We start from the raw sequence: 22,448 nt of genomic DNA on the forward strand, positions 1-22,448 counted from the left end.
CGAAACGCGGACGTCCGCGCAGGTCCGCGGGCCGGGGAGGGCTCGCGGTGCCAGGGTGGACCCGTGAAGCCCCGTACCGCCGCCACCGTCACCATCGCCCTGCTCGCCGCCCTCACCACGGTCCTCGCCACGGCCGTCCGCGGTGACGCCTACTTCACGGACCCGGCCGCCCTCACCGGCTGGTACGCGGCCGCGTGGGCCCTCTTCGCCGCGGCCGCCTGGTCCCTGCGCTCGGTGTCCGCCCGGCACGTCGCGCCCCTGGTCCTGGCCGGGTCGGTCGCCGTCGCCGCCACCGGACTGCTCGCGGAGCCCCGCACCAGCTCGGACGCCTTCCGCTACGTCTGGGACGGACGCGTGCAGGCCGCGGGCATCTCCCCGTACGACCACGCACCGGCCGACCCCGCGCTCGCGCACCTGCGCGACCCCTGGCTCTTCCCCAAGGGCGCTCAGTGTGCGCGGCCGGAGCGGTTCCGCATCGCCACGGACACCGGGCAGCCCGCGTGCACACGCATCAACCGGCCGTACGTGCACACCATTTACCCGCCCGTCGCCGAGGGCTACTTCCTCCTCGTCCAGGAACTCTCACCGCCCGGCGCCCGCCACAAGCCGCTCCAGGTGGGCGGCGCGCTGCTCGCCGTGGCCACCTCGGGGCTGCTGCTGTACGCGCTGCGCAGGCGCGGCGACGGCCGGGCCGCGGCGTACTGGGCCTGGTGCCCGGCCGTCGCCGTCGAAGCCGTCAACAGCGCCCACGCCGACATGCTGAGCGTGCTGCTCACCGTCGCCGCCTTCACCGTCGTCGGCGCCCGCCGCACCCTCGGCGGCGCCCTGCTCGGCGCGGGCATCGCCACCAAACTGCTCCCCGCCGTCACCCTCCCCGGAGCCCTCAGCGGCCTCGCGGCACCGGGACCCGCGCGCGGCAGGGCGCGGCGGGCCCTCACGGTGCTGCTGCCCGCCGCGGCCGTCGTCGCCATCGGCTATCTGCCGTACGTCCTGATCTCGGACAGCTCCGTCCTCGGCTACCTGAGCGGCTACACACAGGAGGAGGGCTACGACGACGCCACCGTGAAGAACCGCTACGCCCTGCTGCGCCTGGTGCTCCCCGACACCTGGGCCCTGCCCGCCACCCTCGCCGTTCTGGCCGTGGTGGTGGGGTACGTGCTCCGGCGCGGCGACCCCGGGCGGCCCTGGCGCGGCGCGCTGCTCGTCACGGGGACGGCGTTCCTGCTGCTGACACCGGGCTACTCCTGGTACGCGCTGCTCCTCGTCGGCCTGGTGGCCCTCGACGGGCGGTGGGAGTGGCTGGGCGTCGCGATGGCCGGGGCCGCCAAGTACATCGGCGGCCGGGCCGCGCCTGACCCCAACCTGCTCGGGACGACCGCCTACGCGGTGGCCGCCCTGATGGTGGCGGGGGGCTGGGCGCTGCGCCGCCGCGAGGCCGCCGCCACCGACCGGGCCGCGCCCGGGGCCGCAGGCCCGGCCCGGCGGACCGCCCCCCACCGCGAACCGGAACCCCCACGCCCATAAAATCGGGGCGAAACGTACGGCGCCGACCCGCGGAGAGCACCCCCGATGACGACCCCCGAAGGCGGCGCGCACGACCCCTACATCCGGGTCCGAGGCGCGCGCGAGCACAATCTGCGGGCCGTCGACGTCGACATCCCGCGCGACGCCCTCGTCGTCTTCACCGGAGTCTCCGGCTCCGGGAAGTCCTCGCTCGCCTTCGGGACCGTCTACGCCGAGGCCCAGCGCCGCTACTTCGAGTCCGTGGCACCGTACGCCCGCCGGCTCATCCACCAGGTGGGCGCGCCCAAGGTCGAGGAGATCAGCGGCCTGCCGCCCGCCGTGGCCCTGGAACAGCGCAGGTCCGCGCCCACCTCACGGTCCTCCGTCGGCACCGTCACCACGCTCTCCAACTCCCTGCGCATGCTCCTCTCCCGCGCCGGCACCTACCCCGAGGGCGCCGCGCGGCTGGACTCCGACGCCTTCTCGCCGAACACGGCCGCCGGGGCGTGCCCGGAGTGCCACGGCCTGGGGCAGGTCCACCGGGTCACCGAGGAATCGCTGGTGCCCGACGCGTCGCTGTCGATCCGCGACGGCGCGATCGCCGCCTGGCCGGGCGCCTGGCAGGGCAAGAACCTCCGCGACATCCTCGGCGCCCTCGGCCACGACCTCGACCGGCCCTGGCGCGACCTGCCGCGGGCCGACCGCGACTGGATCCTCTTCACCGACGAACAGCCCGTCGTCACCGTCCACCCCGTGCGCGACGCCGACCGCATCCAACGCCCCTACAAGGGCACCTACATGAGCGCCAAGCGCTACGTCCTGCACACCGTCGCCGACTCCAGGAGCACCGCCCTGCGCGCCCGCGCCGAGCGGCACCTGGTCAGCGGAGCCTGCCCGATGTGCGACGGACGGCGCCTGCGGCCCGAGGCACTGGCCGTCACCTTCGCCGGCCGGGACATCTCCGCGCTCGCCGCCCTGCCCCTCGCCGACCTCGCGAACACCCTGCGCCCCGCGTGCGAGGGCGACGGCGTGGCCGCCACCCTCGCCACCGACCTCGTCGCCCGCATCGAGGTGCTCACCGAACTCGGCCTCGGCTACCTCGGTACGGACCGGCCCACCCCCACCCTCTCGGCGGGCGAACTCCAGCGGCTGCGGCTCGCCACCCAGCTGCGCTCGGGCCTCTTCGGCGTCGTCTACGTCCTGGACGAACCCTCGGCCGGGCTGCACCCCGCCGACAGCGCCGCGCTGCTCACCGTCCTGGACCGGCTGAAGGCCGCGGGCAACTCGCTGTTCGTCGTCGAACACCACCTGGACGTCGTGCGCCGCGCCGACTGGATCGTCGACGTCGGGCCACGGGCCGGCGAACACGGCGGACAGATTCTCTACAGCGGGCCCGTCGCCGGGCTCGCGGACGTGACCGGATCCGCGACCCGCCCCTTCGTCTTCCCCGACGGCCCCGCGCCCGTGGCCCGCGCACCCCGCGAGCCCTCCGGCGCGCTGCGGCTGCGCGGCGTCACCCGGCACAACCTCCGCGGCCTCGACGTGGAATTCCCCCTCGGCGTCTTCACCGCCGTCACCGGCGTCTCCGGCTCGGGCAAGTCGACCCTGGTCGGACAGGTGCTCGCGGAGACCGTGACCGCCCACCTCGCGGGCGACCCGGTCACGGGCGCCGAGGGCCTGGAAGCCGTCCACCGGCTCGTCACGGTCGACCAGAAGCCGATCGGCCGCACGCCGCGCTCCAACCTCGCCACGTACACGGGCCTGTTCGACGCCGTGCGCAAGGTCTTCGCGGCCACCGACGACGCCCGCGCCCGCGGCTACACCGTGGGCCGCTTCTCCTTCAACGTCACCGCCGGGCGGTGCGAGGTGTGCCAGGGCGAGGGCTTCGTCGCCGTCGAGCTGCTGTTCCTGCCCGGTACGTACGCGCCCTGCGCCGCGTGCCACGGGGCGCGCTACAACCCGGAGACACTGGAGATCACCTACCGCGGCGCGAACATCGCCGAGGTCCTCGACCTGACCGTCGACGCGGCCGCCGGCTTCCTCGCCGACGTGCCCGCCGCGGCCCGCAGCCTGCGCACCCTCCAGGACGTCGGCCTCGGCTACCTGCGCCTGGGCCAGCCCGCCACGGAGCTCTCCGGCGGCGAGGCGCAGCGCATCAAGCTCGCCACGGAACTCCAGCGCACCCGGCGGGGCCACACCCTCTACGTCCTCGACGAGCCCACCACCGGACTGCACCCGGCCGACACCGAACTCCTGCTGCGGCAGCTGCACGGGCTGGTCGACGCGGGCAACTCCGTGGTGGTCGTGGAGCACGACATGGCGGTGGCGGCCGGCGCGGACCACGTCATCGACCTCGGGCCCGGCGGCGGGGACGCGGGCGGGCGCGTGGTCGCTGCGGGCACGCCGCACGCGGTGGCCCGCGCGGCGGACAGCGTGACGGCGCCGTACCTCCGGGCGGCGCTGGGCACGTGACCAGGGCCGTGTTGCCGCGCCCGCCCACTGCGGCAGACTGGAGCCATGCCGGAGCTGCCCGAGGTCGAAGCCCTCGCCGGGTTCCTCGCCGGGCACCTCACCGGACGCACGGTCGAGCGGGTGCTCCCGGTGGCCGTGTCCGTCCTCAAGACGTACGACCCGCCGCTGAGCGCGGTCGAGGGGCGGCGGGTGACCGCCGTGACCCGGTACGGCAAATTCCTGGACCTGGCCACCGACGGCGGCCCGCACCTGGCCTTCCACCTCGCCCGCGCGGGCTGGCTGCGCTGGCACGACCGGCTCCCCGACGCCCCGCCGCGCCCCGGCAGGGGCCCGCTCGCGTTGCGGCTCCGGCTCACCGACGGCGCCGGGTTCGACCTCACCGAGGCGGGCACCCGGAAGCGGCTCGCCGTCCACTGCGTCCACGAGGTGTCCGACGTGCCCGGCATCGCCCGGCTCGGCCCGGACCCGCTCGCGCCGGACTTCACCCGTGACGCCTTCGCGGCGCTGCTGCGCGACGAACGACGGCAGCTCAAGGGCGTCCTGCGGGACCAGGGCGTGATCGCGGGCATCGGCAACGCCTACTCGGACGAGATCCTGCACGCCGCCCGGATGTCCCCCTTCAAGCTCGCCGCGAGCCTGACGGAGGACGAGATCACCACGCTCCACGAGGCGCTGGGCACGACGCTGCGCGAGGCCGTCGAGCGGGCGCGCGGCCACGCGGCGGCGGATCTGAAGGCGGAGAAGAAGAGCGGGCTGCGGGTGCACGGGCGCACCGGGCAGCCCTGTCCGGTCTGCGGGGACACGATCCGCGAGGTGTCGTATCGCGACTCCTCGCTCCAGTACTGCCCGACATGCCAGACGGCCGGCAAACTGCTCGCCGACCGTCGGTTGTCCCTCCCCCAGCTACCGCTGGGAGGTGCCCCCAGCTGAAATAGCCGGTCACTCCTGGGGAATTCCCCGCGCGTCCGCGTGCGCCAGCTCCGAGTGCTTGTAGGAGTAGGCGAAGTACACGACCATCCCCACCGCGAACCACACCGCGAACCGCACCCACGTCTGCCACGCCAGATAGGTGATCAGCCAGATCGACGCGGCGACCCCGATCGTCGGGACCACCGGCACCCACGGGCAGCGGAAGGAGCGCGGCAGGTCCGGGCGCTTGTAGCGGAGCACGATCACCGCCGTGCACACCACCGCGAAGGCCAGCAGGATGCCGATGTTGGTGAGCTCGGCGGCCTCGCCGATCGGCACGAGACCGGCGATGGCCGCCGAGGCCACGCCCACGATCCACGTCACGCGCGTCGGCACGTGCCGGGTCGGGTGCGTCTTGGCGAACCACTTCGGCAGCAGCCCGTCCCGGCTCATCGCGAACCACACCCGGGTCACACCGAGCATGAAGGTGAACATGACGGTGAGGATGCCGATGATCGCGCCGACCGCGATGACGTCCGCGATCCCGCTCAGGCCCACCGACTTGAAGGCCGTCGAGAAGCCGCTCTTCTTGTCGATGTCCTTGTAGCTCTGCATGCCCGTCAGCACCAGGCAGGCCAGCACGTACAGCACCATCGAGATGCCCAGCGAGTAGAGGATCGCCTTCGGCATGTGGCGCTGCGCGTCCTTGGACTCCTCCGCCGCCGTGGACATCGCGTCGTAGCCGAAGACGGCGAAGAAGACCGTGGCCGCGCCCGTGAAGGCACCGCTGACCCCGAACGGGAAGAACGGCGTGTAGTGCGACGACTTCACATGGAAGAACCCCACCCCGATCACCAGCAGGACCACCAGGACCTTCAGCCCCACCACGATCGTCTCGAAGCGCGCCGCGTTCTTCATGCCCATGGTCAGCAGCCAGGCGATCAGCAGGCACAGCACCGCCGCGAACAGGTCGATCCGGTGCCCCGCCCCGGTCCCCGGCGCGCCCAGCATCCACTTGGGCAGCTCGGCGTTCGTCTCCCCGAGCAGGAAGTTGATGTAGCCCGAGATGCCGATGGCCACCACCGCGACGATCGCCGTGTACTCCAGCAGCAGGTCCCAGCCGATGAACCAGCCGCCGATCTCCCCGAGCACGGCGTAGCCGTACGTATAGGCCGAACCGGCCCGGGGGATCAGGCCCGCGAACTCCGCGTACGAGAAGGCCGCCGCCGCGCTCGCCACCCCCGCGATGAGGAAGGACACGAGCACGGCGGGACCGGCGACACCGTTGGCGATGGTCCCGGCCAGGCTGAAGATGCCCGCGCCGATGATGCCGCCGACGCCGATGGCCGTCAGCTGCCACAGCCCCAGGGTGCGGGTCAGCCGCTGGGCCGGCCCGCCGCCCTCGACGGTCTCCGCCTCTTCGATTGTCTCGATCGGTTTGCGGCGCAGTACGCCCTGACCCGCGCGGAGCCTGGCCATGTGTCATGTCCTCTCGTCGACCCTGACGGGGCCGAACATCATCGCCGAGCGGGGACGGCTTCGGAAGACGCCGCCCCGCACCGGCGCCCCGGGTTCAGCCGATGGCGGGCGCCACCGCCGACGGGGTCGTGCCCCAGCGCGAGGGCTTGTCGCCCATGGTGAAGTCCAGCCGGGTGCTCTCCTTGAGCTGCGCGGTCGTCAGATAGGTGCGGTCGTGGGGAGATCCGTCGAGCCGGACCGACTGGACGTAGCGGTCGGTGTCGGAGGTGTCCGGCGCGGTCACCGTCAGCCGCCCGCGCGGATACCAGCGCCGGTCCAGCCGCAGGTCCACCCGCTCGAACACCGGGGAGCTCAGGCCCCAGGTGTCCCCGCCCGGCTGCACCGGGTAGACGCCGATGGCGGAGAGGACCATCCACGCCGACATGGTGCCCAGGTCGTCGTTGCCGGTCATGCCGGTCGGGGTGTCGGTGAAGAGGGTGAGCGCGGCGTGCACCACGTCCGTGGTCTTCCACGGCTGGCCGGTGGAGAGATAGGTGTAGGGCGCGATGAGGTCGGGCTCGTTCTGCGGGTTGTACTTGTCGGCGTTGTAGTAGTCGTACGGGCCGTTGACCCACACCTCGCGGGCCGTGCGCGCCGGGTCCTTCAGCAGGCGGTCGTAGGCGAAGAAGGAGTCGAGCCGGGCGTTCGCCTTCTCCTGGCCGCCGATCAGCCGCACCATGCCGGGCAGGTCCTGGGGGACCAGCCACTGGTACTGCCAGGCCGTGCCCTCGTGGAAGCCGACGCTCTTCGCCGGGTCGGCGGGGCCGGCGAAGGCGCCCTGCGTGTCCCGGGCGCGGAAGAAGCCGGTCGACGGGTCGTGGACCTTGCGGTAGTTCCGGGCGCGCTCGGCATAGCGCTCGGCGTCCGCGTCGTGGCCCAGACCGCGCGCCATCTTCGCGAGCACCGCGTCGGCGAGCGCGTACTCCAAGGTCGCCGAGGCGCCTTGCTGGAAGTCGGAGTCGCCGGGCTTCTCCTTGGGGCGGCTCGGCAGGTAGGGCACATAGCCGTTCTTCACGTACTCCGCGTTTCCGTCCCGGCCCGCGTAGGGGGAGTCGGCGGGCGGCACCCCGTCGGCGTTCTTCCTCAGCGCCCGGTACGCCTCCTCCTCGTGGCCCGCCAGCAGCCCCGCCTGATAGGCGTTGGTGAGGAACGGCGTCACCGGGTCACCGGTCATGATGTTCGTCTCGACCGTGCCGTAGCCCCACTTGGGCAGCCAGCCGCCGTCGCGGTCGACGCGCAGCACCGACAGCGCCATGTCCCGCGACTCACGCGGCGCGAGCAGTGCCAGCAGCTGCGCCTGGGTGCGGTAGGTGTCCCACAGCGACCAGTTCTGGTAGTAGGTGAACCCCTCGGCGCGGTGCGGCTGCTGGTCCCAGCCGGTGTAGCGGCCGTCGGCGTCGCTGCCGATGTTCGGGGCGAGGAAGGCGCGGTAGAGCGAGGAGTAGAAGGTGCGCCGCAGCGCCGTGCCGCCGCCCTGGGCCCGGACGTCGGCCAGCCGCCGCTCCCAGGCCGCGCGCGCCGCGCGCGCCGTGCGGTCGAAACCGCCGCCCTCCGCACGGAGGTTGCCCTCGGCGCCCGCCGCGTCGACGTAGCTGAGGGCGGTCGTGGCCTCGACGGTCCGGTCGTCCGTGGTGTCGAAGCGCACCCACGCGCCGTTGCGCCCGGTGGAGGTGGAGAGCTTGGACCCGGGGGTGATCCGGTCGCCGTTCCAGGTGCCGAAGCCGGTGAAGGGGCGGTCGAAGCGGGTGATCGTGTGCAGGGTGTAGGGGCGGGTGTCCTGGCAGAAGCCCCGGCCGGTGATGGTGGAGCGGACCGTCCGGGAGTCCACGACCTCGACGGTGGTGGACACCGTGCGGTGCAGCGACTGCCCGGTGTTGAGCAGGACGTTGGCCTTGTCCGTCGCGGGGAAGGTGTAGCGCTGGACGCCGGTCCGCCCGGTCGCCGTCAGCTCGGCGGTGATGCCGCCGTACGAGGAGAGCCCCACCCGGTAGTAGCCGGGCCGGGCCTCCTCGTCGCGGTGGCTGAACTCCGCCGCGTAGCGGGCGTTGTCCGTCCGTGTCACCTCGCCCGTGGTGGGCAGCACCGGCAGGTCGCCGCCGATGCGGCAGCCCACACCGGACAGGTGCACGGCGCTGAAGCCCCGGATGTGGCTGTCCTTGTAGTCGTAGCCGGTGCTGTGCCCGGTGTCGGGGGAGAGCTGCACCATCCCGAACGGCACGGCGGCGCCGGGGAAGGTGTTGCCCTCGTTCTGGGTGCCGATGAACGGGTTCACCAGGCCGGTGAGGTCGTCGGCCGCCACGGCCCGCTGCGGGGGTACGAGCGCCGTCCCGGCCAGCATCGCCGCGAGGGCGAGGGCGGCCGCGCCGGCGCGCGGCCGCAGGTGTTCGGTCCATCTCATCGTCCACGCCCCTCGTCCGACACGTCATATGAACTGACATCGTTGTCAACGCCGAGGGTATCGAGAGGCTGACGCGCTGTCATGATGCCCGGCGCGCCTGGTGTGGCGATCCCGGGCCCGGGCGGCACGGGTGTTCACCCTTACGGGGAAGGCCCGTGAAAGGCTGTGCGGGACCACGGCGGCGACCCGCCCCGCCCCACCGAACGGACCCGGCCCGCCCATGAACCTCCGCGAACTCGCCTCCGTAGGGCCCTTCTTCGCCCTGCGCACCGAAGACGACCCCGGCGACGCCGAGGAGTACCTGTCCCTGGCGGGCCGCACCGAGGAGGCCGTCCGGCGCAGGGTGGGGACCGTGGCGGAGCGGCTGGGCACGGCGGACCGGCGCGTGGCCGCCTCCGTCGCCTACCAGGGCATCGCCGGCCGGCTGCTCTCCGTCGCCCTCGGCTCTGCCGTGCTGACCGGAAGCGTTCCCGACCTCGCCGACGAGTGCCTGCTCTGGCACCCCGCGCGCACGGCCCCCGACGACCTGTGGCTGCCCGCGCCCGCCGCCCTGCCGCCCGCGGCCGACCTCGCGGCACAGCTGCGCGACCACCTCCTGCGCGGCCCGCTGACCGCCCTGCACGACGCGACCCGCGCCGTCGTCCCGGTCTCCGGCCGGCTGCTGTGGGGCAACGCCGCCTCGTCGCTCGCCGGATCACTGCGGGTGCTGCACGGGTGGTGCCGCGAGCGGCGGCGGCCCGAGGAGGCCGCCCGCGCGCTCGCCCTGACGCGCGCCCTGCTCGACGCGCCGCCGCTGAGCGGCACCGGCACCCTCACCGCCCCCGCGCCGGGCGGCCCGGCCTTCGCCCGCACCACCTGCTGCCTGTACTACCGGGTCCTCCCCGGCGGGATGTGCGGCGACTGCGTGCTGCGGCACGCGCCCCGCGCCCGCTGAGGCGCCGGGGCGGGCGGCCACTCCCGCGTGGAGAGCACACCGAGGACGTACGCCTTCGCCACCAGCGCCGTGCGGTTGGGCACCCGCCACCGTCGGGTGAGCCTGGTCAGGTGGTAGTTGACGCCGTCCACGGTCAGGCCGACGGCCTTGCCGATGGCGGCGGTCGTGGCCCCGGCGGCGGCCAGCGCGAGGATGTTCCCCTCCACCACGCTGACCTCAGCCATCGGTTCCACCGGGCGGTGCGCCGGCTCGGTCCGTACGCGCAGGATCGCCAGCAGCATCGGGTTCGCCGGGAAGGCGTCGCCCACCGGGTCCACCAGCAGCTCGCCCTCCCGCTCGGTGCCGTCCGCGCCGGTCACCCAGCGCACCTCGATCGGGTGACGGGGGCGGCGGCCCAGCCGCAGCGCCTCGATGTGCAGGTCGAGCCGGCCGACGGCCCGGGGCCGGAACAGCTCCTGGAGGTTGCGGCCGCGCAGTCTGCCGGGCGCGGTTCCCCACTCGGCGGCCATGGCCGGGTTGGCGACCGTGACCTCGCCGTCCGCCCGGCAGACCGCGATCGGCGTCGGGATCCGGTCGAGCAGCAGCAGAAAGTGGTTGCGCCAGCTGGTGTATTCCTCGCCGCCCATGTCCGCACCGGCCCCTCGCTCGTTCCACGCCCGTCCAAGGGCCCGTCCAGTGCTTGCCCGGCGGGGCCCGCGCAGGAGCGTCGAGCCTCCCACGACTGCAGGATCGTGCAGTTCTGTATACGACTGGGTGAGCCCATTTGCGTGCTGCGCACGAGGCGCCCGGGACGGGTGTCCACCCCGTCACCCACCCCGGCCGCCCCGGTCCCCGCACGCCGTCCCGTAGCCTGCTGCTCGCGCGCGGCGCGCGAGAACGACGAAAGCGGTGGGGACATGCGAACGGGCATACGTGCGGCAATGATTGCGGTCACGGCGGCGGTGGCGGCGGCCGTCACGGCCGCACCGGCCGGGGCGGGCACCGGCCCCGAGGGACAGCGGGCCTACTCCGCCACGACCTCGGTCGGCGTGCACAACGCCTATGACACGGCGAAGTACCCCTACTTCGCCGACGCCCTCGACTCGGGCGCCTCCCTCCTCGAACTCGACGTCTGGACCAACGGCCTCGGCGGCCGCGACTTCCGCGTCTCGCACGCCAACCCGCTGGCCAACAACAACAATTGCGAGGGTGCCACCTCGCCCGGCCGGCTGCGCACCAAGGCCCGCAACCAGCCCCTCTCCGGCTGCCTCGCCGACATCAGGGCCTGGCACGACGCGCACCCCGGCCACCGGCCGGTCCTGCTCAAGGTGGAGATGAAGGACGGCTTCAACGCCGACAGCGGGCGCGGCCCCGCCGAGCTGGACACCCTGCTGGGCGCGAAGCTCGGCGACGCCCTCTACCGCCCCGCCGACCTGGCCGGGAGCCACGCCACGCTCGACGAGGCGGTACGAGCCGACGGCTGGCCGGACCGGTCCGCGCTCGCGGGCAAGTTCGTCGTGGAGCTGATCCCCGGCACCGTGGAGGAGAAGAACCCCGCCGACAGGCTCTGGACCGACCGGGAGTACGCGACGCACCTGCGGGACCTCGCGGCCGCGGGCCGGCTCCGGCAGGCGGGCGCCTTCCCGGCCGTGCACGGCGCCGCCGCCGGTGACCCGCGCGCCCGGTACGCCGACCCCACGATCCGCCCGTGGTTCGTCCTCTTCGACGGGGACGCGGCCACCTACACCGGAGGGGGCATCGACACGGCCTGGTACGACAGCCGGCACTACCTCCTCGTCATGACCGACGCGCACAAGGTGCCGCCCGCCATCGACCTCACCCGCCCCACGGAGCCCCAGGCCCGGGCCCGGGTCGCCCTCCTCGCGAAGGCACACGCCAGCTTCGCCACGGCCGACTGGTATCCGCTGCCGCAGGTGCTGTCGTCGGTGGTGCCGCGCGGCTAGCGCGCCTTCCAACGGCGGCGCTCGCCTCGCGGCGCGGCGCGCGGTGCGCCACCGTGGTGGGTGTCCGGACCGTTCACCGCCTGGAGCCCGCGCCATGACCCACCACACGTATCGCGTGACCGAGATCGTCGGCTCTTCGCCGGACGGGATTGACGCCGCCGTGCGCAGCGGTCTCGCGCGGGCGTCCCAGACGCTGCGCAACCTCGACTGGTTCGAGGTCACACAGATCAGGGGGCATCTGACGGAGGGCGGGGTCGGCCACTACCAGGTGGGCCTGAAGGTGGGGTTCCGGCTGGACGACGAGGACTAGGGCCGGGGCTTCCCCCGGCCCTCGCTCCTTCCCGGCCGACGCGGTCGCTACGGGACCACCGTCACCGGCCAGCGGCCCGCCTTCACCAGACGGACCGCCACCGAACCGATGATCCGGTGGCCCGCCTGCTCGGAGGCGCCCACGACCACCGCGTCCGCCGTGAGCTCCTCCGCCGCCTTCACCAGCCCCGAGTAGGGGTCGCCGCGGAACGTGTGGAACTCCCACCGCACCTCGTGGATCCCCCGCAGCCGGTCCGTAGCCGCGCGGATCTCGGCGAGCAGCTCCTCGGCCACCTCCTCCGTCATCTCCGCCACGGGAGCCCCGAGCACCGCGCTGCCGGCCAGCATCGGCTGGACGTAGACGACCGCCAGCAGGGCGTTCTGCCGACGGGCCAGCCCCGCCGCGTAGGCGGCGGCGCGCCACGACGTGTCGGAGCCGTCGACACCGACGACGATCACTTTCGGGCCGTCCGTGCCGCGTTCGAAACCGGCGGGGATCTTCTCGCTCTGCTCCTCGTTCACACCGCGAGGCTAACCGGCACGGACAGCGACAGCGCGAAGCGGCCCTGCTCGTCCGTCCACCACCGGCTGAGCTCCAGCCCGGCGGCCGCCAGTTCCTCGCGCACCCCGGCCCGGCGGAACTTCGCCGAGACCTCCGTCCGCAGCTCCTCGCCCGCCTCGAAGTGGACCGCGAGGTCGAGCGCGGGGATCTTCACCACGACGGCGGTACGGGCCCGCAGCCGCATCTCGATCCACTCCCGCCGGTCGTCCCAGAGGGCGACGTGGTCGAAGTCCGCGGGGTCGAAGTCGGCGCCGAGCTCGCGGTTGATGACGGCGAGGACGTTCTTGTCGAACTCCGCGGTCACCCCCGCGGCGTCGTCGTAGGCCGCGACCAGCGTCCGCTCGTCCTTGACCAGGTCCGTGCCCAGCAGGAACGCGTCGCCGCGCGCGAGCCCGGAGCGCACGGCGCCGAAGAAGACCGCCCGCTCCGCCGGCTGGAGGTTGCCGATCGTGCCGCCGAGGAAGGCGAGGAGCCGCGGACCGGGCGTGTCCGGCAGCGCGAGACCGTACTGGAAGTCGGCGACCAGAGCGTGCACGGTCAGCCCGGGGTGCTCGGCGAGCAGCGTCCGCGCCGCGCCCGCGAGGGCGCTCTCGCTGACGTCGACGGGCACGTAGTGGTCGATGGAGGGCAGCGCCGACAGGAGGTGGCGGGTCTTGTCGGAGGAGCCGGAGCCCAGCTCCACCAGCGTCCGGGGCCGCACGACCTCGGCGATGCCGGCGGCCCGGGCGAGGAGGATCTCCCGCTCGGCGCGCGTCGGGTAGTACTCGGGCAGCAGGGTGATCGCGTCGAAGAGCTCGCTGCCGCGGGCGTCGTAGAACCACTTCGGGGGGAGCACCTTGGGGGTACGGGTCAGCCCCGTGGCCACGTCCGCGCGCAGGGCGGCGGCGGTCGCGTCGGGGGGAAGGGTGCGGGTCAGGGCGAACGGACTCACAGAACGGGCTCCTTGGGCGCGGAGAGCGGGGCGAGCGGGGAGAGGGGCGACAGCGCGACGCCGGTGCGGGTGGCGGTGAGCAGGGTGCGGTCGGGGGCCTCGGTCCAGCCGGGGTCGTCGTCGTAGGGCTCGGAGGCGACGACGGTCCGCCCGGCGGGGCCGCGGAGATACCAGAGGGAGTCGCCCCACGCGGTCGCGGCGATGGACGCCCCGTCGGTGAGGAGCAGGTTCAGCCGGGAGCCGGGGGCGGCCCCGGCGAGGGCGGCGACCGCGCCCGCGAGGGCGGGCCCCGGGGCCTCGCCGCCGCGCAGCCGGTGTTCGACCAGCGCCCAGACGAACGCCGAGTCGCACCGCGCCGCCAGCCGCAGCAGCGCCCCCGGCGGCAGCAGGGCGGCGAGCGGGGCGACGGAGTCCGGCCAGCCGGCCAGCGCCCCGTTGTGGCTGAACAGCCAGGGCCCGGCGGAGAACGGCGCCGCGGCCGCCTCCCCGTCGGCGTCCGCCTCGGTGGCGTCCCGCACCGACGCGAGCAGCGCGCCGGTGCGCACCACCCGGGCGAGGTCGGCGAAGGTCTGGTCGCCCCACACCGGCCCCGCCCGCCGGTAGCGCGCGGGCACGGGGTCGCCCGGCGCGTACCAGCCGATGCCGAAGCCGTCCGCGTTGACCGTGCCGTGCCGCTGCCTGCGGGGCGCCCACGACTGGCGGACGAGCGAGTGCGGCGGCTCCACCACGGTCGCGCCGATGGGTGACTCCGGTCCCAGGACCGCCAGATGACGGCACATCAGGACGGCTCCGCGTCACGGGCCGTACGGAACCCGGCGAAGATCTGCCGGCGCACCGGCAGGTCCCAGTTCCGGAACGTGCCCCGGCAGGCCACCGGGTCGACGGCGAAGGACCCGCCGCGCAGCACCTTGTGGGCGCTGCCGAAGAACACCTCGGAGTACTCGCGGTAGGGAAAGGCCCGGAAGCCCGGATACGGCAGGAAGTCGCTCGCCGTCCACTCCCACACGTCGCCGATCAGCTGCCGCACGCCCAGCGGCGAGTCACCCGCCGCGTAGGCGCCGACCGGCGCCGGGCGCAGATGGCGCTGGCCCAGGTTGGCGTGGTCCGCGGTGGGGTCCGCGTCGCCCCAGGGGTAGCGGCGCGAGCGGCCCGAGACCGGGTCGTGGCGGGCGGCCTTCTCCCACTCGGCCTCCGTGGGCAGCCGCCGCCCCGCCCAGGCGGCGTAGGCCGCCGCCTCGTACCAACTGACGTGCAGCACCGGCTCGTCGGGCGGCACCGGCTCCACCACCCCGAACCGCCGCCGCACCCAGGCCGTGCCCTCGCGCCGCCAGAACAGCGGCGCGCCCAGCCCGTGGGTGCGCACCTGCTCCCAGCCCTCGGGCGGCCACCAGCGCGGGTCCGTATAGCCGCCGTCCTCGATGAACCGCAGATACGCGCCGTTGCTCACCGGCAGGGCGTCGAGGAAGAACGACGGCACGGAGCGGGCGTGGGCGGGCCGCTCGTTGTCCAGGGCCCAGGGCTCGGTGGAGGTGCCCATCGTGAACGGGCCGCCCTCCACCAGGACTTCCCCCGGCAGCAGGCCCGCGTCGGGTGCTGCGGGCGGCGGCCCGGGCGCGGTGAGGGCGGCCGGGCCCCGGCGCAGCTGATGGGTGATCAGCATGGTCTCGTCGTGCTGCTGCTCGTGCTGGGCGATCATGCCGAAGGCGAAGCCCGCCTCCACCAGCGGGGCGCCGCGCAGCGGGGTGGTCTCCAGCAGGTCCAGGACCCGGCCGCGTACGTCCGCGACGTAGCCCCGCGCCTCCGCGGGCGGCAGCAGCGGCAGCGACGGGCGCCGGTCGCGCGGGTGCTCGAAGGCGTCGTACACCGAGTCGATCTCCGGGCGCAGCGCCGCCCGCCCGCCCACGGCGCGCAGCAGCCACTGCTCCTCCTGGTTGCCGATGTGCGCGAGGTCCCAGACCAGCGGCGACATCAACGGGGAGTGCTGGGCGAGGAGTTCGCGCTCGTCCACGCAGCCGGTGAGGTGGCGGGTGCGCTCGCGCGCCGTGACGAGGGCGGCCACGGCGCGCCGCCGGAGCGGTTCGGGGTCCGGCGCGGTGGTGGTCATGTGCGGCTCTCCTTGCCGATGACGTGGTCGAGGACGTCGTCGGCGGGACATCGCCGCCGGTCGACATAGCGCGCGGTGAAGGAGTCGACGGCCGCCAGGACGGGCGGCGGCGCGCCCAGCCGGGGCAGCGCCTCGCGGGCGGCGGCGAAGCAGGTGACGGCCGCCGCGTGCAGCTCGGGGTCGGCGAGGCCGCGGCGCGCCGCGTTGCGCCACAGCGCGTTCCGCGGCGCGGGCTCCGGGCCCGCGGTGTCCGCGAGGGCCTTCACCGCGCGATAGGCGGTCTCGGCGGCCACCGGGTCGTCGAAGAGGGCGGCGGTCACGGCGAGCGGCACCACCCAGCCGTCCTCGCCGGGCTGGGCGTCGATCATGCGCAGCTCCAGGTGGCCCCGGGGCCGGACCGGCGGGAACAGCGTCGTCAGGTGGTAGGCGACATCGTCGGCGGTGGCCGGCCGCGGCCGCCCCGAGCGGACCCAGCCCCGCAGGTCGAGGCCCGCGGGTGACCGCCACGAGGCGCTGTCCCCCGACCGTACGCACATCACCGGGGCGTCCAGCGCGTACTCCGCCCAGGCCGCGCGCGGGTCCAGCCTCTCATCCGGGGCCAGGGTGCGCCCCGGGTCCATCCGCGTGTACGTGGCCTGCCGGCTGGAGCGCCACCCGGTCGGGCGGCCCAGGTGCAGCGGGGAGTTGGCGAACGCGGCCACCAGCACCGCGCCCAGCAGGTGCGCGAGCCGCCAGCGCCGCCCGAACCCCAGCGGGCCGGGCTCCTCGAAGCCGGCGTCGACGCACACCTGCACGGACGCCGTACGGCACATCACGGTGCGCCCGGCGCCGTTCAGCCGGTCGTAGTGGGCCTCCATCGCGTCGTACCGGGGCGTGTCGAGGACGCGGCGGGGCAGGTGCCAGGGGTCCTGGCCGTAACCGGCGAGGACGAGGCCGAGGTCGCGCAGTGCGGGCCTGGCGAGGGCGAGATCGGCGGACACCTCCGTCACACAGGAGGCGAGGGAGTCCGCGGGCCGGGAGCTGAACTCCACCTGGCCGCCGGGTTCGACCGTGAGCAGGGACCGCAGCGGCAGGGTCCGCAGCCGGTCGACGGCGGCTGCCAACAGGGGCGGGGCGACGGGACGGGCGGGATCGCGAAGATCGTGGACGAGCCATTCCAGTTCGACGCCGAGGCGCCGCGGTGGCCCGGTCTTGAAACAGATGCCCCGTACGAGGGCGTCCACTTCCGCTTCGCCGACGACGCGGGCTGGGCCCGCCCCGTCGGACTCGGTGTCGGTCACGGTCCGTACCTCCGTCCGTTGCCCGCTTGCTGCTGCTCTGGTTCCCCGTCCGCGTGCGGTCAACCGCCGCTCCCGCCTCTCACCATGGACGCAGGGGTCCCTCCGTCATTGTGGCGAGCCCTTGACGAGCCCGCCAGAGGAGGGCGTACGGTCCCGACGTGACCGCACCCACGGCGACCTCCGACGTCTTCCTCCCCGCCACCTACGCCCGCGGAGTGCCCTACGACCGCTTCCGGGAGTTACGGGCGAGCAGCCCCGTGTGCCGGGTCGACGAGCCGGCCGTCGGCCCCTGGCCGGCGGGCCCCGGTTACTGGGCGGTCTTCCGGCACGCCGACGTCAAGCGGGTGCTGCGCACCCCCGAGGTCTACTCCTCGTACCTGGGCGCGACCCAGTTGCGCGACCCGGACACCGCGGAGGACCTCGCGTTCGTCCGGGCCATGATGCTCAACCAGGACCCGCCCGGCCATGCCCGGCTGCGGCGCATCGTCTCCGCCGCGTTCACCGCGCGGGCCGTCCGCGAGCTGGAGTCCGTCATCGGGACCCGCGCCCGGGCCCTGGTGGACGGCGTCGCCGGCCGGGGCGAGGCGGACTTCGTGGAGCTCACCGCGGATCTGCCCGTGCGGATGCTCGCCCACCTCATGGGGGTGCCGGACGAGGACCGGCAGCTGCTGTTCGACTGGTCGAACCGGGTCATCGGCTACCAGGACGCCGACCACGCGCACTCCAGCACCGCCGACCCCGCGACGCTCACCCCGATGGGCCGCGCGGCCCTCGCCCACCGCCCGCCCACGCTCGTGCGGCCCGACGGCAGCATGATCAGCCCGCGGTCACGCGAGGGGCTCGCCGACATGTTCGCCTACGCCCACGCGCTGGCCGACGAGGTCCGCCCCGGCAGCGTGCTGGCCCGCATGTGCGAAGGCGGCCTGACCCGCGACGAGTTCGAGACGATGTTCTTCCTCTTCGTGGTGGCCGGGAACGAGACGCTGCGCAACGCGATCCCCGGCGGGCTGCTCACCCTCCTCGACCACCCCGAGCAGTACGAACTCTTCCGGAGCGACCCCGCGACGACGGACTCGGCGGTGGAGGAGGTGCTCCGCTACTGGCCGCCCGTCATGGACTTCCGGCGCACCGCCACCCGTGACACCGAACTGGGCGGGGTGCCCATCCGGCGCGGCGACAAGGTCGTCGTCTACCACGCCTCGGCCAACCGCGACGAGAGCGTCTTCCCCGACCCGGACCGCTTCGACATCACCCGCACCCCCAACGACCACGTCAGCTTCGGCTACGGCCCGCACTTCTGCCTGGGCGCCCACCTCGCGCGCACCCAGCTGCGGGCCATGCTGCGGGCGGCCGTCGACCGGCTGCCCGGCCTGGAACGGGCGGGCGAGGCGGTGCGGCTCACGTCCAACCTGCAGAACGGGCTCAAGCGGCTGCCCGTCAGATGGCGAACATGTCGGTGAACGGGCCGACGGCATCCGCCACCGTATGGCCGAAGGGCGTGTTGAAGTCCCAGATCAGGAAGAGGAGGAAGGCGATCATCGCGCTGTAGACGCCCGCGAGCAGCAACTCGCGTGGCGAGCGCCGGATCTGGAGGGTGAAGATCAGCCCGACGGCGACCACGGCGCCCCCGATCAGCCCGAACCACACCACGCCCGGCATCGTGTCGTTCGCGTTCTGTGCCCGCGCGGAGCGCGCGGCGTCCGCGGCCCCCACCTGGTCCAGCAGCGGCTGGTACGACTGCGTCTCGTGGTCGTCGCGCGGCACGTACGAGGTGACGTCCTCCCGCACTTTGGACAGCAACTGCTCGCTGCGGTCGGTGATCTCGCCCCGCTTGAGCATCACCGGCCACTCCTTGTGCACGACGTAGCTCACATAGGCGTCGACGTCCTCGCGGGTGCGGTCCCGGACCGCCGGCGCGTACGCCTGGACCCGCTCGCTGACCTCGTGCAGCGCCTGCGCCTCCGCGCGGACCCCGTCCTGCGCGGCGTTGCGCGCCTCCCAGACACCGGCGATGGCCAGGCCGAGCACGATGGCGTACACGACCCCGATCATCATCGTCATGTACTCGATCACGTCGGGCGTCTCGGAGGGGTCGTCGTCCTCGCTCAGCCTGCGCTCCCGGAGCACGGTGATCGTCAGGACGACCGCGCACGCGGCGGCCATCGCGAGGGTCAGGACCAGCCACTCGGACAAGGGGAACCTCCGGGAAGAGCGGGGCAGGCAGGGGGCGAGCAGGGTGGAGAAGACGCACCGGGCGGGTCAGCCGCGCCCACCGCTGCCACCGCCGCCGCGCGGCCGCAGCATGGCGGCGGCGAGCACGGCCGGGGCGGTGAGTACCAGCATGAGCATGACCGGCGAGGAGCCACCCGGGGCGGGCTTCCCGGCCGCCTGGTGATAGGCGCGGGGCGCGATGTGGGCCGCGGCGACCGCAGGGGCGGGATTCGGGGCCGGCGGGGCGGGCGGCGCCGGGGGCGGCGGCGCGGGAGCCGCGCGCTTCACTGCGACGGGCACGGGGACCGGGCCGGGCAGCGGGGGAGGAGTGCGGCGTGGTGACGGGGGAGCCGGAACGCGGGGCGCGGGCCGGGGACCGGTCGGCCGTACGGGCGGCGGCGGTGCCTCCGGGCAGTGGGCACTGATCACCGCCGAGCTCTCCGCACCGTGCGAGAGGACCGTCAGACAGCCCCGCCCCCGGATGGCCACCGAGGTGCCCTGACCGTCCCCGCCGCCCGGGACCCGGACCTGCCGGTGGTGTCCGTCGTCGATGACGACCGACGGCGAGAGGCTGCCCGGCCCGTCGTCCATCACGCGGACCGAGGGCGGGTGGCCGCCGTCGCGCTCACGCTCCGACGGCGCCGCGGCGCGCGTGGTGCCGGGGACGGCGCTCGCGTGGGATCGGCGCGGCCAGTCCGCCGCCGGGCCGGGGTCGCCGTCCGGTGCCGGTGCGCCCGCCGCTGTCGCCAGCACGGCCGCGAAGGTCACGATGCCCGTACGCCCTGCCCGTACCCATCCGTTCACGACGCAGATCCTGGCGGTCGCGCGCGCCTTGAGGCCAATTCCCCGGCGTAATCCCTTCGATGGGATGAAGAACTGTGTGCGTTGTGTGCAGAAACGTAACGTTCAACTCCGGTACGCGGAGCGGTGATCCGGTACGACCGCCCTCAAATGCGGGAGAAGTCCCCGTGCCGGCCCGCCCCCGCCGCGAAGCGCGCCGCCCCTTGGGCGGCCTCGCCCAAGGATGCCTGACCGTGGGCGAGTTCGGCCGCCATCGCCGTCTCCTCGGGGACGCCCTCCTGGTCCAGCAGGGAGGCGCGGTCGCCCCGCAGGCACGACTGCGGGAAACGGGCGATCTCCGCGGCCAGTTCCTCCGCCGCCGCGCGGGCCCCGCCGGACGGCACCAGGCGGTTGGCGAGACCCATCGCGTAAGCCTCCGCGGCGGGCACCGGGCGGCCCGTGAGGACCAGATCCATGGCGCGGCTCGCACCGATCAGCCGCGGCAGCCGCACCGTGCCGCCGTCGATCAGGGGCACGCCCCAGCGGCGGCAGAACACCCCGAAGACCGCGTCCTCCTCCGCCACCCGCAGGTCGCACCACAGCGCCAACTCCAGCCCGCCCGCCACCGCGTGGCCGCTCACCGCCGCGATGACCGGCTTCGACAGCCGCAGCCGCGTGGGGCCCATCGGGCCGTCGCCGCCGGGCGCCACCCGGTTGCCCCGCTCCGTGCCGAAAGCCTTGAGGTCGGCGCCCGCGCAGAACGTGCCGCCCTCGCCCCACAGCACCGCCACCCGCGCCGCGTCATCGGCCTCGAACTCCCGGAAGGCGTCGGCCAGCAGGGCGGCCGTCGGGCCGTCCACGGCGTTGCGCGCGGCGGGCCGCGCGAGGACGACCGTCGTCACCGGCCCGGAGCGCTCCGTACGGACCGTCACAGCCCCTCCTTCGCCCGCGCGCGGTCGAGGATCGGCCCCAGGTCCGCGCCCGTGGGCAGGGTGCCGAACGCGTGGCCCCAGTCGCCGCCCAGCCGGGACGCGCAGAACGCGTCGGCGACGGCCGGCGTGCCGTGGCGCACGAGCAGGCTGCCCTGGAGCACGAGCGTGAGCTGCTCGGCGAGGCGGCGCGCCAGCAGCTGGGCGCGGTGCGGGTCGGAGAGTGAACCGAGGAGCTCGCGCAGGCGCCCCACGGCCGCGTCGAGCCGGGAGTCCGCCCCCGCCGCCGCGCCGACCTCCGCGAAGTAGGCGTCGAGGACGGCCGGTTCCCTGGTCAGCGCGCGCAGCACGTCCAGTGCGCCCACATTGCCCGAGCCCTCCCAGATGGACAGCAGCGGCGCCTCCCGGTACAGCCGGGGCATGCCGGACTCCTCGACGTAGCCGTTGCCGCCCAGGCACTCGAGGGCCTCGGCGGCGTGCGCGCTGCCGCGCTTGCACACCCAGTACTTCCCGGCGGCGAGCGCGAGCCTGCGCAGCGCCGCCTCCGCGGCGTCCCCCGCCTCGGACCGGTCGAGCGCCGCCGCCAGCCGCATCGCCAGCACCGTGGCCGCCTCGGACTCCACGGCCAGGTCCGCCAGGACGTTGCGCATCAGCGGCTGGTCGATCAGCTCGGCGCCGAACGCCCGCCGGTGCGCCGTGTGGTGCAGTGCCTGCCGCAGCCCGGCCCGCATGCCGGCCGCCGACCCGATGACGCAGTCGAGCCGCGTCATGTTGACCATCTCGACGATCGTGCGCACCCCGCGGCCGGGCTCGCCCACCGGCCAGGCCACGGCCCCCTCGTACTCGATCTCGGCCGAGGCGTTGGAGCGGTTGCCGAGCTTGTCCTTCAGCCGCTGCAGGCGCATGGCGTTGCGCGTGCCGTCGGGCAGCACCCGCGGCAGGAGGAAACAGGTGAGCCCCTCCGGCGCCTGCGCGAGCATCAGGAAAACATCGCTCATCGGCGCCGACGTGAACCACTTGTGGCCGGTGACCACGTACGAGCCGTCGCCCGCGGGCACCGCCGTCGTCGTGTTCGCCCGGACGTCCGAGCCGCCCTGCTTCTCCGTCATCGACATGCCCGCGATCAGCCCCTGCTTGCCCAGCGGGGGCCGGAGTCCGTAGTCGTACGCGCGCGACGCGAGCAGGGGCTCGTAGGCGGCGGCGAGATCCGGCTGGGCGCGCAGCGCCGGCACGGCGGCGTAGGTCATGGAGATCGGACAGCCGTGCCCCGCCTCGGCCTGCGCCCAGACGTAGAACTTCGCGGCGCGCACCAGATGGGCCCCGGCGTGGGGCTCGGCCCAGGGCGCGGCGTGCTGACCGCTCGCGACCGCCTCGGCCATCAGCTGGTGCCAGGCCGGGTGGAACTCGACCTCGTCCACCCGATGGCCGTACCGGTCGTGCGTGCGCAGCACCGGTGGATACGCCTCCGCCAGCCGCGCCCGCTCCTGGACCTCCTCCGACCCGGCGCGCGCCCCCAGCGCGCGCACCTCCGCCTCCCCCCAGCCACCGCCGTCGCGGCGCAGCGCCTCCAGCAGCGCCGGGTCGTCGGCGGTGGTGAAGCCGGTCAGGGGCGGTGCCTGGTTGAACACTTCGTGGGTGGCGTTCACGGGGGACCTCCGGACGGAC

General features: G+C 74.3%; 19 protein-coding genes. 7 read left to right on the top strand and 12 right to left on the bottom strand.

All coding sequences use genetic code 11. The annotated features are described in order from the left end of the window. Positions 1-63: 63 nt before the first annotated feature. From DXZ73_RS34795 to DXZ73_RS34805, 3 genes are read left to right on the top strand one after another with little or no spacing between them, the layout of a single operon-like run. Positions 64-1,524 (top strand): glycosyltransferase 87 family protein, encoded by a 1,461-nt coding sequence (locus DXZ73_RS34795; protein ID WP_116214912.1) that lies wholly within the window; start codon positions 64-66, stop codon positions 1,522-1,524. Positions 1,525-1,569: 45 nt separating this feature from the next. Then, positions 1,570-3,975 (top strand): excinuclease ABC subunit UvrA, encoded by a 2,406-nt coding sequence (locus tag DXZ73_RS34800; protein WP_116214913.1) that lies wholly within the window; start codon positions 1,570-1,572, stop codon positions 3,973-3,975. 45 nt (positions 3,976-4,020) lie between these two features. Then, entirely contained in the window at positions 4,021-4,905 is an 885-nt protein-coding gene (locus DXZ73_RS34805) for an Fpg/Nei family DNA glycosylase (protein ID WP_116214914.1), read from the top strand. Between the two features lie 9 nt (positions 4,906-4,914). Here DXZ73_RS34805 and DXZ73_RS34810 read toward each other — a convergent pair whose 3' ends face one another. Next, positions 4,915-6,363, bottom strand: coding sequence for an amino acid permease (locus DXZ73_RS34810; protein ID WP_116214915.1), 1,449 nt, complete (start codon positions 6,361-6,363; stop codon positions 4,915-4,917). Positions 6,364-6,457: 94 nt separating this feature from the next. Next, positions 6,458-8,800, bottom strand: coding sequence for a GH92 family glycosyl hydrolase (locus DXZ73_RS34815; protein ID WP_116214916.1), 2,343 nt, complete (start codon positions 8,798-8,800; stop codon positions 6,458-6,460). A gap of 220 nt (positions 8,801-9,020) precedes the next feature. Between DXZ73_RS34815 and DXZ73_RS34820 the strand changes: the two genes are divergently transcribed. Further along, positions 9,021-9,734 carry a (2Fe-2S)-binding protein gene (locus DXZ73_RS34820; protein WP_116214917.1) on the top strand — a complete coding sequence of 238 codons (714 nt, stop codon included), beginning with the start codon at positions 9,021-9,023 and terminating at the stop codon, positions 9,732-9,734. Here the strand turns inward: DXZ73_RS34820 and DXZ73_RS34825 are convergent. Beyond that, entirely contained in the window at positions 9,668-10,360 is a 693-nt protein-coding gene (locus DXZ73_RS34825; protein ID WP_116214918.1) for a PAS domain S-box protein, read from the bottom strand. The two genes, DXZ73_RS34820 and DXZ73_RS34825, sit on opposite strands and share 67 nt — an antisense overlap. A 294-nt stretch (positions 10,361-10,654) precedes the next feature. Between DXZ73_RS34825 and DXZ73_RS34830 the strand changes: the two genes are divergently transcribed. Further along, positions 10,655-11,677: a phosphatidylinositol-specific phospholipase C domain-containing protein gene (locus DXZ73_RS34830; RefSeq protein ID WP_240351626.1), complete on the top strand. Its 1,023-nt coding sequence runs from the start codon at positions 10,655-10,657 to the stop codon at positions 11,675-11,677. A gap of 94 nt (positions 11,678-11,771) precedes the next feature. Continuing rightward, complete coding sequence (locus tag DXZ73_RS34835) at positions 11,772-11,987, top strand: dodecin (protein WP_116214920.1); 216 nt, start codon at positions 11,772-11,774, stop codon at positions 11,985-11,987. A 47-nt stretch (positions 11,988-12,034) separates the two neighbouring features. Here the strand turns inward: DXZ73_RS34835 and DXZ73_RS34840 are convergent, their stop codons facing one another. Genes DXZ73_RS34840 through egtA form a run of 5 tightly spaced genes read right to left on the bottom strand, consistent with a single transcriptional unit; the run spans position 12,035 to position 16,863 of the window. Continuing rightward, positions 12,035-12,508: a universal stress protein gene (locus DXZ73_RS34840; protein WP_116214921.1), complete on the bottom strand. Its 474-nt coding sequence runs from the start codon at positions 12,506-12,508 to the stop codon at positions 12,035-12,037. Continuing rightward, complete coding sequence (egtD, locus tag DXZ73_RS34845; protein WP_116214922.1) at positions 12,505-13,479, bottom strand: L-histidine N(alpha)-methyltransferase; 975 nt, start codon at positions 13,477-13,479, stop codon at positions 12,505-12,507. The genes DXZ73_RS34840 and egtD overlap by 4 nt, the downstream gene beginning before the upstream one ends. Then, positions 13,476-14,258: an ergothioneine biosynthesis protein EgtC gene (egtC, locus tag DXZ73_RS34850; RefSeq protein WP_116214923.1), complete on the bottom strand. Its 783-nt coding sequence runs from the start codon at positions 14,256-14,258 to the stop codon at positions 13,476-13,478. The genes egtD and egtC overlap by 4 nt, the downstream gene beginning before the upstream one ends. Next, complete coding sequence (gene egtB, locus DXZ73_RS34855; RefSeq protein WP_116214924.1) at positions 14,258-15,583, bottom strand: ergothioneine biosynthesis protein EgtB; 1,326 nt, start codon at positions 15,581-15,583, stop codon at positions 14,258-14,260. Before egtB ends, egtC begins: the two co-directional genes overlap by 1 nt. Then, positions 15,580-16,863 (bottom strand): ergothioneine biosynthesis glutamate--cysteine ligase EgtA, encoded by a 1,284-nt coding sequence (gene egtA, locus DXZ73_RS34860; RefSeq protein ID WP_116214925.1) that lies wholly within the window; start codon positions 16,861-16,863, stop codon positions 15,580-15,582. Before egtA ends, egtB begins: the two co-directional genes overlap by 4 nt. A 158-nt stretch (positions 16,864-17,021) precedes the next feature. On the opposite strand from egtA, the gene DXZ73_RS34865 reads away from it, so the two are divergent. Beyond that, positions 17,022-18,323: a cytochrome P450 gene (locus DXZ73_RS34865; protein WP_116214926.1), complete on the top strand. Its 1,302-nt coding sequence runs from the start codon at positions 17,022-17,024 to the stop codon at positions 18,321-18,323. On the opposite strand, the gene DXZ73_RS34870 is transcribed toward DXZ73_RS34865, so the two are convergent. The 4 genes from DXZ73_RS34870 to DXZ73_RS34885 all read right to left on the bottom strand — a co-directional run bounded on the left by DXZ73_RS34870 (position 18,301) and on the right by DXZ73_RS34885 (position 22,429). After that, positions 18,301-19,056 carry a DUF4239 domain-containing protein gene (locus DXZ73_RS34870; RefSeq protein ID WP_116214927.1) on the bottom strand — a complete coding sequence of 252 codons (756 nt, stop codon included), beginning with the start codon at positions 19,054-19,056 and terminating at the stop codon, positions 18,301-18,303. The genes DXZ73_RS34865 and DXZ73_RS34870 overlap by 23 nt on opposite strands. Before the next feature lie 66 nt (positions 19,057-19,122). Then, a complete protein-coding gene (locus DXZ73_RS38895) occupies positions 19,123-19,878 on the bottom strand; it encodes a hypothetical protein (protein WP_116214928.1) in 756 nt (251 codons plus the stop codon). A 143-nt stretch (positions 19,879-20,021) separates the two neighbouring features. Then, positions 20,022-20,786, bottom strand: coding sequence for a crotonase/enoyl-CoA hydratase family protein (locus tag DXZ73_RS34880; protein ID WP_116214929.1), 765 nt, complete (start codon positions 20,784-20,786; stop codon positions 20,022-20,024). Then, a complete protein-coding gene (locus tag DXZ73_RS34885; RefSeq protein WP_116214930.1) occupies positions 20,783-22,429 on the bottom strand; it encodes an acyl-CoA dehydrogenase family protein in 1,647 nt (548 codons plus the stop codon). The genes DXZ73_RS34880 and DXZ73_RS34885 overlap by 4 nt, the downstream gene beginning before the upstream one ends. Positions 22,430-22,448: the final 19 nt, after the last annotated feature.

The organism is Streptoverticillium olivoreticuli subsp. olivoreticuli (genome assembly GCF_003391135.1).
Taxonomy (GTDB): domain Bacteria; phylum Actinomycetota; class Actinomycetes; order Streptomycetales; family Streptomycetaceae; genus Streptomyces; species Streptomyces blastmyceticus.

Coding starts and splice junctions, on each gene's coding strand:
- DXZ73_RS34815 (WP_116214916.1), bottom strand. CDS start 8,800: ATGAGATGGACCGAACACCTGCGGCCGCGCGCCGGCGCGGCCGCCCTC.
- DXZ73_RS34820 (WP_116214917.1), top strand. CDS start 9,021: ATGAACCTCCGCGAACTCGCCTCCGTAGGGCCCTTCTTCGCCCTGCGC.
- DXZ73_RS34825 (WP_116214918.1), bottom strand. CDS start 10,360: ATGGGCGGCGAGGAATACACCAGCTGGCGCAACCACTTTCTGCTGCTG.
- egtC (WP_116214923.1), bottom strand. CDS start 14,258: ATGTGCCGTCATCTGGCGGTCCTGGGACCGGAGTCACCCATCGGCGCG.
- DXZ73_RS34810 (WP_116214915.1), bottom strand. CDS start 6,363: ATGGCCAGGCTCCGCGCGGGTCAGGGCGTACTGCGCCGCAAACCGATC.
- DXZ73_RS34835 (WP_116214920.1), top strand. CDS start 11,772: ATGACCCACCACACGTATCGCGTGACCGAGATCGTCGGCTCTTCGCCG.
- DXZ73_RS34830 (WP_240351626.1), top strand. CDS start 10,655: ATGATTGCGGTCACGGCGGCGGTGGCGGCGGCCGTCACGGCCGCACCG.
- egtB (WP_116214924.1), bottom strand. CDS start 15,583: ATGACCACCACCGCGCCGGACCCCGAACCGCTCCGGCGGCGCGCCGTG.
- DXZ73_RS34800 (WP_116214913.1), top strand. CDS start 1,570: ATGACGACCCCCGAAGGCGGCGCGCACGACCCCTACATCCGGGTCCGA.
- DXZ73_RS34805 (WP_116214914.1), top strand. CDS start 4,021: ATGCCGGAGCTGCCCGAGGTCGAAGCCCTCGCCGGGTTCCTCGCCGGG.